We start from the raw sequence: 11,727 nt of genomic DNA on the forward strand, positions 1-11,727 counted from the left end.
GTTGCGCAGCTGTGACCGACGTGGCGCGGGGCGGCGCCTCAGCACGAGCCGTTGACCTGGCTGGCCGATCCGGTGTACAGGTACGCGTCGGGGACCCAGCTGCCGTCGGTCAGCTTGTTCCACAGGGTGCTGGCGCCCCAGCGGCCGGTCAGACTGGTGCCGTTCGACGAGCAGGCGATGCTCGCTGTGGCACCGTCCGCGAGCGAGCCGACGACGCCGTACCCGGTGCCCGGCCCGGACCGCCGGCTGATCGACGTGCCGCCGTTGCTGTCGACGATTCCCTGGGTGAAGCCGAGTGCGCCGTAGTTGTAGAGCGCCCCGCCGACGTAGACGCGTTTCGAGCCGTGCAGCGCGGAGCCCTCGTAGGCCGTGCTGCCCTCTCTCGGCACCCACTTGCCCAGGTTGTGGGTCGCGATCGCCACGTAGGCGCTGTTCTGCCGGAGCCCCAGGTGCACGTGCCGGCTGCTGGCACTCCCGCCGCAGGTGATGTCGGTGCCGGTGTCGCCGAGGTAGGTGCCCGCCGAGACGGACGCGCCGTCGACGTTGATGTTGTTCCAGAGGTGGTAGTAGTCCGTGGCGTACCCCCGGTCGTGGATCACCCGGATCCAGCCCTTGCACATCGTGTACGCGGTGCCGGCGCGCACGGCCAGCACCCGCTGGTCACCGCCTTGGAGATCGATCGAGCTGAACGGTCGCGGGGAGCCCGACCAGCCGTGCGGGCCACCTCGCAGGGTCCAGGACTGGCCGACGGTGAACGGCAGGCGCATGCCGGTGCGGAAGTCTCCGTTGGCGGCCAGGGTGCCGGGGGCCGTGAAAGCGGCCATTTCCTGTCGGGGGACGACGGAGGCGGGCGCGGCCGCGGTCAGTTCGGCGAAGGTGGCCTCCCCCTCGAAGGCGACCTGCCAGTCGCCGCGCTGGTGGCGGGCGACGAAGATCCAGCCGGACGGGTAGAGCCCTTCCTCCTGCGGAGCGACGAGCACCGCGGTGCCGAATGCCCAGGCCCGGCCGTCCCGGCGGGTGACTGTCACCCGGGTGTCCGCCGGACCGGCGGCGCGGGCTCCCTGGCCCGCCGCGACCGCGGCCTCCTCGAGCAGCCTGTGCTGCACGGCGATCGTGACGTCATTGGCCGGCGCGGCGTGGGCGCCGCTCGGCACGGTGCTGATCATGGTGGCAACGAGCAGCATCGCCGTGGCGGTACCGAGCCAGCGTTGAGTAATGATCATGTCCTCTCCAGAGGGGGTTGAGAGGCTGATGTATACCGCAGGACGCTATACCGCAGATCGATCTTTGTCTATGAGAGGGAGGGCGCGCTAGCCGGCGGTTGCCTCACGCTGGATCTGCCCGAACTGGGCGGCCATCGCGGCGGACAGGGCCTGCGCGGCGGACAGCGGGCGAACCATCACGGTGAACTCGTCGATCAGGCCGTTCTCGTCCAGGTGCAGGAAGTCGCAACCTTCGACGGCGACGTCGCCGATCCGCGCCTCGAACACCAGCGCGTGATCGCGATCGTCGTCACCGCTCAACTCACGGACGTACCGGAAATCCTCGAACACCCGCAGCACGCCCCGCAGAATCGCCGCGGTGATTGCCTTGCCCGGATACGGCTTGAACGCCACCGGGCTGCGAAAAACCACATCGTCGGCCAGGGCCGCCGTGATGGCATCGGGATCGCGTGCCTCAACCGCCGCGCGAAAGTCGATCACCACGCCAGCGTACGGGGTTTTCCCGACCGCCGGTCACCCCAGTTCTCGTCGAGCCGGCACCCGTTGGAGCGGCCACCGGTCCGTGGAGCCAGCAGGCACCTCGTCCAAGCCGGTCATATTTGGTGGACGACCTGGACCGGCTGTGCCAGCCTGACCGGAGGCCGCCACCACGGGGCCCGGTGCCATGACGGATCGAACCGACCGACGGGAGCCCGGCGATGCGAGGACTCGAAACCTTCCCGCCCATCCGGACGCGAGCTTTCGAGGACCCGTCAGCCCATGCAGACCATCAACCTTGGCATCGTCGCCCACGTCGACGCCGGTAAGACCAGTCTGACCGAACGCCTGCTGCACGCCACCGGTGTCACCGACCGGCTCGGCAGTGTCGACGCGGGCACCACGCAGACCGACACAGGCGAGATCGAGCGCCGCCGGGGCATCACCATCCGCAGCGCCGTAGCCGCGTTCGGCTTACCCGACCGCCAGGTCAACCTGCTCGACACCCCCGGGCACAGCGACTTCGTGGCCGAGGTCGAACGCGCGCTCGGGGTGCTCGACGCGGCGATCCTGGTGCTGTCGGCCGTCGAGGGGGTGCAACCGCACAGCCGACGGATCATGCGAATCCTCCGGTCACTCCGGCTACCCACGCTGATCTTCGTCAACAAGATCGACCGGAGGGGTGCCCGCACCGACGAGCTGGTCGCGGACGTACGACGGCTGCTCACCCCGGCCGTCGCCCCGCTGGGCACGGTCCGCGGGCCCGGCACCCCCGAGGCCGCCTTCCGGCTCGACGATCCGCGGTACGACCGCAGCGCCGCCCACCGGCTCGCCGAGGCCCTCGCCGAGCACGACGACGAGCTGCTGGCCACCCTCGTGGACGACCTGCCACCCGACCCCGATCGGATCGACAGGTCGCTTCGGGTCCAGGTAGCGGCCGGGCAGGTCCACCCCCTGCTGTTCGGCTCGGCGCTGTCCGGAGCCGGCGTACCGGAACTGCTGGACGCCATCGCGGCCCTGCTTCCGGCGTCGCCACCGGCGGAGCCCGAGCCGCGGGCGCGGGTCTTCGCCATCGAACGCGACCCCGCCGGCGAGCGGGTGGCGTACCTGCGGTCGTACGGCGGGGAGCTTCAGGCCCGCCAGCGGGTCATCGCGTACCGCCGGGAGCCGGACGGCCAGATCACCGCGACCCGCGCCCGGATAACCCGGCTCGACGTGATCGGCGCGCCCACCGACCAGGCCGAGCCGACCGGCCGGGACGACCTGCCGGCCGCACTGACCGCCGGGTACATCGCCCGGGTCACCGGCCTGACCGGGGTACGCCTCGGCGATCAGCTCGGCAGCTCGGCCGGCCTCGACGGGCGGTCGTACTTTCCGGCACCGACCCTGGAGGCGGTGGTGCGACCCCGCGACCCGGCCCGGACGCTGGCGCTGCACGCCGCGTTGCTGGACATCGCGGACACCGACCCGTTCATCCGGACCCGGGTGGCCCCGGATGGCGGCACGAGCGTGCTGCTCTACGGCGAGGTGCAGCGCGAGGTGCTGGCCGCCACGCTGGCCGAGGCGTACGGGATCGAGGCCGAGTTCGGGGCGGGCCGCCTCATGCACGTCGAGCGGCCAACCGGCACCGGCTCGGCGGTGGAGATCATCGGGCACGGTTTCTTCGGCACCGTCGGGTTCCGGGTCGAGCCCGGCTCCGCGGTGGACTACCGGCTGGAGGTCGAGCTCGGCTCGCTGCCGCTGTCGTTCCACAAGGCCATCGAGGAGGCCACCCGGGCCGCCCTCGACCAGGGTTGTCACGGCTGGCCGGTCACCGACATCCGGGTAACCCTCACGCACAGCGGCTACTGGTCGCCGATCACCACGGCCGGGCACTTCCGGGATCTGGCGCCGTACGTCCTCATGCAGGCGCTCGCCGAGGCCGGCACCCGGGTCTACGAGCCGTGCCGGCGGTTCGAGGCGGAGGTACCGGCCGACCGGCTCGGCGCTGTCACGTCGTACCTGGGCCGGCTCGGCGCCCGCATCGACGGCACCGACGAGATTTCCGCCGGCTGGCGGATCGGCGGGGTGCTGCCGGCGCGGCTCGAACCGGAGGCGCAGCGGCGGCTGCCGGACCTGTCCAGCGGGGAAGGGCTGTGGTCGTCGGTGCCCGGCGGCGACCGCCTGGTGTCCGGTGACCCGCCGCACCGACCCCGCACCGACGGCAACCCGTTCGACCGGGTGGAGTACCTGCGCTTCCTCGCCCAGCCGAGGAACCGAAACTGAAAGGGCCCGCGCGAGATGCGCGGGCCCTTTCAGAATGCGATCAGCGCCAGCCGCGTGGGCCGAGCACCGGCTTCCAGTTGACCGCCGCGTTCGGGTCACCGCTGCCGTCGTAGCCTGCCCGCAGTGGGTATGCGTACACCGGACGTTCCGTCGTGGTCACGCCACCGCTCACCTTGCTGGCCAGCACCGACGTCGGCGCCTGACCCCGCTCAGTCCAGGCGCGGATCGCGCCGAGCCAGTCGACCCGGTCGGCGCCGGGACCGCCGGAGCAGTGGTAGACGCCGGGCAGCAGGAACAACCGGGCGAACTGCTGTGCGCGGGCCAGCGAGCCATACCGCTTCACCACGTCCTCGTAGTACTGGATCGTGCCGAACGGGGTGATCAGCGGGTCAGCCAGACCGTGGTAGAGCATCAGCTTGCCGCCCGCCCTGCGGAAGGCGTCGAGATCGGTGGTGTCGGCGTTGTAGACCTTCGCCATTTTGTCGAGCTCTGCCGCGTCCCGGCTCGGGTCGAAGTCCCAGAGCGAGTAGCCCGCCCCCGGGTCGGTCGGGAAGGCCAGGTAGCGCAGGACCTGTTCGGCGAACGCACCGCCACCGCTCAGACCGGTCGGCGACGTGCTGATGTCGGAACCGACCCAGCCGCCCTCAGAACCCAACGGCAGCCCGCCCGGATACAGCGCGCGACCACGGTTGTCGCGCGGGCTGTCGTACCACTTCTTCACCACCGCGACCTGCGCGGCGCTGAGGCAACCTGCTGCGGCTGCCCCCTGCGGGCAGAGCAGCGTCGCCGGGTCGAACCGGCAGGCGCGTGGGTCGTCCACGACACCGTCCTTCACGACACCGTCGCAGGCGGCCTGCACGCCCTGGTTGACGACCGCCGCGGCGGCGGCGTCGACGATCTGGTTGCGGTCGGCGTCCCGGTTCTGCTGCTCGCGCACGCCCTGCGAGAGCGGGGCGAGGTAGTTCTGCCGGTTGGCCGGTGCGCCGGCGACGATGCCGTCGAAGTCACCGGGCCAGCGCTGCGCCTCGATCAGCGCCTGTCGACCACCGGTCGAACAACCCACGAAATAGGAGTACGCGGGAGCATGGCGGGTCATTCCCTTGAGGAGCGTCTTGGCCGCGAGCGCGGTCAGGTGCTCGGAGAGGTAGCCCCAGGTGTTCTGCGCGGCCTTGTTGTTGAGTCCGAAGGAGGCGTCCGAGCCGCTGCCGACGTGGCCGGTGTCGTCGGAGGCGACCGCGTAGCCGAGGTCGACGTTGCCGTTGCCGGAGGTGCCGGCCGTCGGGATGCTGCCGCAGAAGCCGCCGCCGCCCAGCTGGACGTAGCGGCGGTTCCAGTCGGTAGGCACCTGCAGACGCAGCTGGATCACCGAGGTGCTGCCGTCGTCGGCACCGACCGTGATTGCGGCCCGGACGTCGCAGTAGGGCGTGGCCGCCGCCGTAGCGCCGGTCGTGGCGGAGCTGACCGTCGTCGGGTAGCCGACGGCGCGGCTGAGCTTCCCGGCGGCGGCGGTCGTGGAGCAGTCGAGTCGCGGCTTCGCGTGTGCGATGCCGGGCGCCGCGGCGACGGTGAGACCGGCGGCGACGACCACGGCGGAGAGGAGACGTAACCTGTGGAGCACATTGGCCTCCGATGTTTCGCTAGGCGGAACGCGGCAATATCGCCACGGCCTGGGAGTGACGCTAGAGCTGGGCGAATGCCCTGTCAACATCCACGCCTGTCGTTCCGCTGGGCGGAACCTACCCGAGCACGTCGCGCTCCCGCAGGGCCGCCATCTCCTCCGCCGACAGGCCCAGCTCGTCGCCGAGCACCGCGTCCGTGTCGGCACCCAGCGCGCGGCCGGTGAACCGGATCCGGCCCGGTGTGCGACTCATCCGCCACAGCACGTTCTGCATCCGGACCGGCCCCAGGTCCGGATCGTCCACAGTGGTCACCAGATCCAGTGCCCGCACCTGCGGGTCGTCGAGCAACTCGCTCGGCTTGTAGACCGGCGCCACCGCCGCCCCCGCCTCCTCGAACGCGCGCAGCACCTCGTCGCGGGTCCGCGCCCCGATCCACTCCCCCACATAGCCGTCGAGCAGGTCGGCGTGCTGCGCCCGCTGGCGCCCGGTGGCGAACCACGGCTCGTCGATCACCTCCGGGTGGCCGACCAGCGTCAGCACCCGCCGAGCGATACTGTCGGCGCTCGTGGAAATGGCCACCCACTGCCCGTCAGCCGTCCGGTAGGTGTTGCGCGGCGCGTTGTTGAGTGACCGGTTGCCGGTGCGCTGCTGATCGATGCCGAGCTGGTCGGCGTAGATCACGCCGGGCCCGACAGCCGTCATGATGGGGCTGAGCAGGTCCAGGTCGATCTCCTGACCCTGGCCGTCCTTCTCCCGCTGGAACAGCGCCATCGAGACCGCCGCCGCACCCGCCATCCCGGCGATCGAGTCGGCCAGACCGAACGCCGGCAACGTCGGAGGGCCGTTCGGGTCGCCGGTCAGGTGAGCGAAACCGCTCATCGACTCGACGAGCGTGCCGAAGGCCGGCCGCGCAGCGTACGGGCCGGACTGACCGAAGCCGGTGACCCGCAGCAGGATCAGCCGCGGATTGTCCGCGGAGAGCACGTCGTAGCCGAGGCCCCAGCGCTCCAGCGTGCCGGGCCGGAAGTTCTCGATCACGACGTCGGCGGTGGCGGCGAGCTTGCGGAAGATCTCCGCCCCGGCCGGGTCACCGAGATAGAGCCCGACCGTCCGTTTGTTGCGGGCGACCATCTTCCACCACAGCGGCTGGTCGTCCTTGGCCAACCCATGCCCGCGCATGCCGTCCCCGCGGCCAGGGTGCTCGATCTTGATGACCTCGGCGCCGAAATCGCCGAGCATCTGCGCCACCAGCGGGCCGGCCAGGATGGTCGACAGGTCGAGCACCCGCAGGCCGGCCAGCGGTCCGTCGTTCACACTGGACATGCTCACCCCTGGTACGGACGGTGCACGTAGCGGCCGCCGGGGGTGCCGACGATGTTGCCGGCGTCGAGCACGCGCTGCCCCCGGACCCAGGTGTCGGTGACACAGGCACCGAGTTCGAAGCCCTCGAACGGCGTGTACTCCTGGGTCGACTCGGAGTCCGCGGCGTGCACGGTCCAGGTGGTGTTCTCCACGAGGCACAGGTCGGCGTCGAAGCCCACCCCGATGGTGCCCTTGCCCGGCAGTCCGTAGCGGCGGGCCGGATTCCAGGCGGCCAACTGCGCGATCCGCTGGTGCGACAGGCCGCGCTTGCGCCCCTCCGAGACCAGGCCGGGCAGCAGGTATTCCGCCCCGCCGAAGCCCGACTTCGCGGCGAAGATGTCCTCGCGCGGGTCACCGAACTTCGTCTCGTCCTTGCAGCACGCGTGGTCACTGACCACCCAGTCGACGCTGCCGTCGAGCACGTACTCCCAGAGCGCCTCCACGTCCTCCTGCGGGCGCAGCGGGGGGTTCACCTTGCCACCCAGGCCGTGCGCGCTGTCCACACTGGCCAGCAGGTGCCCGAGGGTGACCTCGCGGCGGAAGTCGACATGCGGAAACGTCCTGGCCATCAACATCGCCGCCCGCAGGGCCTTGCGCGAGGAGAGGTGCAGCAGGTTGATGTTGGGCAGCCCGGTCTCGTCTGCCAGGAACGCCGCGATCGTCACCGCGAGCCCTTCCGAGTGCGGCGGTCGTGACGCGCTGTAGGCGGCCAGGCCCTGCAACGACGCGTCCTGCTCGACCAGCTTCGTGTAGGCCGTCATGATCTCGGCTGTCTCGCAGTGCAGCGACAGCGACACGTGCGGTGCCGCGTCGGTCAGCTTCTCCCGGGCCGCCTGCACGCCGCGCATCACGAACTCGAAGTGAGCGAGGTCGTAGCGCTCGTTCGGCGGGATCATCAGGAACGAACTCTGGTCGCTGGACCGCCCGTGCAGCCCGTGGCTGCCATAGAACATGAAGATCTTGAAGGAGGTGACGCCGAAGTTCTCGATGATCGAGGGGATCTCGTCGATGTGCTCCCTCATCATCGGCGCGAGGTGGAATCCGTAGTCGATGAACGAGCGTCCTTCCGAGGCGGCCAGCACGTGCGGGAAGAACTCCGCGTACGAGCCGCCCCGGTTGAGGTAGTACTGCCCCGTACGCATGTAGGTCAGTCCGGTCGTCACACCGCCCTGGGCGCTGGCGCGGCTCTCGGTGGCGGTGTCCTCGGCCAGCGAGTTGTAGATGCCCCAGTGCTGGTGCGCGTCGACCGCCCCCGGGTACGCGAGCCGGCCGCGCCCGTCCACGACGGTCTGCGCCTCGTCGGCCGGGATGTCGGCCTCCATCCGCACCACCTTGCCGCCGGCAATGCCGATGTCCAGCCGGTCGCCGTCGGGCGAGCCGGCGTCGGGCCGGACCACGGTTACGTTCTTGATCAGGGTTTCCAGCAGTTTCATGCGTTTCCTCCCGTGGTTCGAGCGACGTGGTTCGCCGCGAGGTAGGCGAGGCCGAGGGCGGGCAGGAGGCCGTTGCCGGCCAGGTAACCGGCCGCGCCATGGCCGGAGATGCCGGCCGCGGCACCGCCCGAGGCGTAGAGGCCGGGGATCGGCGCGCCACCCGGGCGCAGCACCCGGGCATGCTCGTCGACCAGCAGGCCGCCCTGGGTGTGAAAGAGCGCCGGCACCACCCGGGCGGTGAGGTACGGCGGCTCCAGTGGTGCTTCGAAGAAGGTGCGGCCAAAGCGGTCGGCCCGCTCGCCGCGAGCCACCGCCGCCGTCTCGGCGAGTTCCGCGACCACGGCCTCGGCCGGCAGCCCGGTGACCGAGGACAGCGCGGCCTCGTCGGCCGCGTCCAGCAGCGCGCCCGACTCCACGCTCTGCCGAAAGTCGGTGAACGCGAGGCAGGCGTCGTGGATCCGGCGGTCCAGCACCAGCCAACCGAACGCGTCCGGGCGGGCCGCGAGCGCGGCGGCGTACTCGGAATAGCCGGTCGTCTCGTCACCGAACCGCCGTCCGGTGGTGTCCAGCAGGACACCGCCGTGCATCACTGTCGCCCAGCCGACCAGCGTCGCGGAGCGGGCCGAAAGAGCGGCATGCCCCTGGTACGCGTCGAGGAAGGCGCTCTGCGCGCCGAGCTCGGTGCCGATCCGCAGCGCATCGCCGCGGGACATCTCACTGCCGTGGTAGACCGCCGCCGCGATCTCCGGCAGGTGCTCGCCGACCATGGTCCGGTCGGCGCCGTAGCCGTTGGTGGCCAGCAGCACCGCCCCGGTCGGGATCTCCTCACGTGTGCCGTCCGGTCGCTCGACCACGGCGGCTCGAACCACGCCGGAGTCGACGACCACGTCGACCAGTCGGGCCGGGACCAGCATGTCGATACCGGCCCTGCCCAGCCGCTGGACGAGATGGTCGAGCAGCACGGTGCCGTGCCGGCCCTCGACCGTGTGGCAGCGGTCGACCGAGTGGCCCGGGTAGTGGAAGTCGGTCACCAGCGACAGCTCCAGCCCGACGCTGTCAACCAGCCACTCGACCAGCTCGGCGCTCACCGCGCCGAGCGCACGGGCGAGCCTCTGGTCGCCCTGCCCCTTGGTCTTGCGCGCGACGTCCGCCGCGAACAGCTCGGCCGAGTCGTCGATGCCGGCGGCCCGCTGCCACCGCGAGCCGGCGCCCGGGATCATCGCGGTCGACATCGAGGTGTTGTTGCCCCGGCGGAAGTGCTCGCTGGCCTCAACCACCAGCACGTCGAGGCCGAGCTGGGCGGCGCGCAGGGCGGCGACGAGCCCTCCCCCGGCGCCGGCGACCACGAGGTCCGGCCCGGTCACGCGCCCACCTCCCCAGCACCGATCAGCCGCAGCGCCAGGGCTGTCGGGTCGACCACCCGAGCTGGCAGGCTGACGCCGGCCGGCAGGTCGACGGCCGAGCAGCCGTTGATCACCGAACGCGCGCCGCCCGCGGCGAGCGTGCCGACGGCACCGCCAAGCGTGCTGGCCCAGCGGGAGGTGTCGGCGATCGCGTGCACGTCGAGGTCGAGCACCTCGACGCCGAGCAGGTCGGCCGACCACCCGTACACCCCGGCCCGGGCGGTGATCTCGTCGGCGATCGCCTTGTTGCGGGCCACCGCCGCGCACCTGCGCCCGCTCAGCACGGCCCAGCCGAGGCTGAGACGGAGCAGTCCGAACACCGGCACCGGCAGGGTGCCGGCGAGGTCCGCGACACCGGGGTCGAGGACGCAGTCCGGCAGCAGCGCGTCGAAGCCGGCCGGCGCGCCGCGCAGCGCCGCGGTGACCAGCACCTCGCTCTCCCGCACCTGCTCGTCGGTGTCCAGGGCGCGCGGTGCGTCCGCTCCGATGTCGTGCAGCACGACGTCGACGCCCGGCGGCGACAGCGCCGCGTAGCGCGCCTGCCGGCGGGCCAGTTCCTCGGCGTCGACATGGATCGGGGTCACGGCGTAGATCCGCACGGTCTCTCTCCTAGATCTCGGCGAGCCGGCGCAGGTCGGGCCCGACGTCGGTGGTGGCAGCCAGGCCAGCGGCGATTTCGTGCACGGCTCGGACGGTGTCGGGGTCGAGCAGGCGTCCGAGCAGTGCGAGCACGTCACCCTCGGTCATCGGGTGGTAGGCCGCGTCGCCGACCGGGTTGGGCACCTCAATCACCCTGGGTGGTCCGCCGAGGGTGCGGACGGTGACGCGGGCCGCACGTTCGTCGGGCAGTCGGGCGTCGAGGTCCGGAGCCACCCGCAGCACCACCTTGGCGGCCAGCGCGCGTACCCGCGGGTCGTCGCGCTGGTCGTCGGCGGACACGGCGGGGTCGACGGTGCCGTGCACCAGCGCGGCGGACACCACGAACGGCGTCGAGAACAGCGCGGCCAACCGGCTGTCCCAACTCGTCCGGCCGAGCCCGCCAGCCAGCGAGTGGGTCTCGACCAGGACCTCCTCGATGGAGTCGAGCGTCAGGCCGTCGGCTCGCATCAGCAGGGCCGCGTCGGCCGCCGGGTGGGTGAACGAGCAGGACGCGTGCCGCTTGAAATAGCCGAGCTGCACGTCCCACCGCGTGCCGAGCCCGTCGGTGAGCGGCGCGGGGTCGAACCGGCCGAGCACGTCGCCGAGCGACAACGAGGGGGTACCGGTGTTGCGGGCGACGCCGGCCGCGGCCATCCGTGCCGCCGCCAACCCGGACACGTTGGAGGCTCCCAGCCAGGCGTCGCGGACCGGGTTGCCGTCCAGGGCGCTGGCGAAGTGCCCGGCCACCGGCAGGCCGGCTCCCGCGTCGATCGCTGCGGCGACGCCCTCACCGGGCAGGCCGAGCAACCGCGCGCAGCCGGCCGCCGCACCCGCGACGCCCCAGCTGCCGTGCGGATGCGCGTCGGCGCGAAGGGTGGTGGCCCGGCCGAAACGCGCCGCCACCTCGTAGGCCGCCAGCAGCGCCGACATCGTCTCCGGACCGGACGCGCCGAGGTCGGCGGCGAGCGCCAGCACCGCGGGCAGCCCGTGCGCCGCCGGATGACCCTTCGCGTACTTGTGACCCTCGTCGAGCTCAAGCCGCGCCATCGCGGTCGCGTTCAGCCAGGCTGCCGCCTCGACGGTGGTGGTCGCGCCTGCCCCGACCAGCGGCGCGGGCCCGGACCCGGGACGCCATGCGGCGACCAGGGCCTGCTGCTCGGCCTGCCGGGCGCCGACCACTGTCACCCCGAGCGAGTCGAGCAGCACGAGCCCGAGCCGGTCGCGGACGGTGTCCGGGACGTCCGACCAGCGGAGCGCGGCGGCCCAGGTGCCGAGCCGGGCCACCGCCTCCACTGTGGATTGCACG

General features: G+C 71.8%; 9 protein-coding genes. 1 reads left to right on the forward strand and 8 read right to left on the reverse strand.

What is annotated here, in order from left to right; genetic code table 11:
- Positions 1 to 38: 38 nt before the first annotated feature.
- Positions 39 to 1,223, reverse strand: coding sequence for a peptidoglycan DD-metalloendopeptidase family protein (locus tag GA0070619_RS17055; protein ID WP_088948993.1), 1,185 nt, complete (start codon positions 1,221 to 1,223; stop codon positions 39 to 41).
- Positions 1,224 to 1,310: 87 nt separating this feature from the next.
- Positions 1,311 to 1,703 (reverse strand): nuclear transport factor 2 family protein, encoded by a 393-nt coding sequence (locus tag GA0070619_RS17060; RefSeq protein ID WP_088951864.1) that lies wholly within the window; start codon positions 1,701 to 1,703, stop codon positions 1,311 to 1,313.
- 279 nt (positions 1,704 to 1,982) lie between these two features.
- On the opposite strand from GA0070619_RS17060, the gene GA0070619_RS17065 reads away from it, so the two are divergent.
- Positions 1,983 to 3,965 carry a GTP-binding protein gene (locus tag GA0070619_RS17065; protein ID WP_088948994.1) on the forward strand — a complete coding sequence of 661 codons (1,983 nt, stop codon included), beginning with the start codon at positions 1,983 to 1,985 and terminating at the stop codon, positions 3,963 to 3,965.
- A gap of 40 nt (positions 3,966 to 4,005) precedes the next feature.
- Here the strand turns inward: GA0070619_RS17065 and GA0070619_RS17070 are convergent, their stop codons facing one another.
- The 6 genes from GA0070619_RS17070 to GA0070619_RS17095 all read right to left on the reverse strand — a co-directional run bounded on the left by GA0070619_RS17070 (position 4,006) and on the right by GA0070619_RS17095 (position 11,726).
- Positions 4,006 to 5,553, reverse strand: coding sequence for a tannase/feruloyl esterase family alpha/beta hydrolase (locus tag GA0070619_RS17070; protein WP_172862060.1), 1,548 nt, complete (start codon positions 5,551 to 5,553; stop codon positions 4,006 to 4,008).
- A 148-nt stretch (positions 5,554 to 5,701) separates the two neighbouring features.
- Positions 5,702 to 6,907 (reverse strand): CaiB/BaiF CoA transferase family protein, encoded by a 1,206-nt coding sequence (locus GA0070619_RS17075; RefSeq protein ID WP_088948996.1) that lies wholly within the window; start codon positions 6,905 to 6,907, stop codon positions 5,702 to 5,704.
- 2 nt (positions 6,908 to 6,909) lie between these two features.
- Positions 6,910 to 8,379, reverse strand: a complete 1,470-nt coding sequence (locus GA0070619_RS17080; protein WP_088948997.1) for a dihydroorotase — start codon at positions 8,377 to 8,379, stop codon at positions 6,910 to 6,912.
- The gene (locus tag GA0070619_RS17085; RefSeq protein WP_088948998.1) at positions 8,376 to 9,743 is read right to left on the reverse strand and encodes an FAD-dependent oxidoreductase; all 1,368 of its coding nucleotides are present in this window, start codon (positions 9,741 to 9,743) and stop codon (positions 8,376 to 8,378) included. Before GA0070619_RS17085 ends, GA0070619_RS17080 begins: the two co-directional genes overlap by 4 nt.
- Positions 9,740 to 10,381: an aspartate/glutamate racemase family protein gene (locus GA0070619_RS17090; RefSeq protein WP_088948999.1), complete on the reverse strand. Its 642-nt coding sequence runs from the start codon at positions 10,379 to 10,381 to the stop codon at positions 9,740 to 9,742. Before GA0070619_RS17090 ends, GA0070619_RS17085 begins: the two co-directional genes overlap by 4 nt.
- A 10-nt stretch (positions 10,382 to 10,391) precedes the next feature.
- Complete coding sequence (locus GA0070619_RS17095; RefSeq protein WP_197699546.1) at positions 10,392 to 11,726, reverse strand: MmgE/PrpD family protein; 1,335 nt, start codon at positions 11,724 to 11,726, stop codon at positions 10,392 to 10,394.
- Position 11,727: the final 1 nt, after the last annotated feature.

This window comes from Micromonospora zamorensis (assembly GCF_900090275.1).
Lineage (GTDB): Bacteria > Actinomycetota > Actinomycetes > Mycobacteriales > Micromonosporaceae > Micromonospora > Micromonospora zamorensis.

What these genes read in the sequence shown, in the direction of transcription:
- GA0070619_RS17055 (WP_088948993.1), bottom strand. Translation starts at nt 1,223, where the DNA reads ATGATCATTACTCAACGCTGGCTCGGTACCGCCACGGCGATGCTGCTC.
- GA0070619_RS17065 (WP_088948994.1), top strand. Translation starts at nt 1,983, where the DNA reads ATGCAGACCATCAACCTTGGCATCGTCGCCCACGTCGACGCCGGTAAG.
- GA0070619_RS17075 (WP_088948996.1), bottom strand. Translation starts at nt 6,907, where the DNA reads ATGTCCAGTGTGAACGACGGACCGCTGGCCGGCCTGCGGGTGCTCGAC.
- GA0070619_RS17080 (WP_088948997.1), bottom strand. Translation starts at nt 8,379, where the DNA reads ATGAAACTGCTGGAAACCCTGATCAAGAACGTAACCGTGGTCCGGCCC.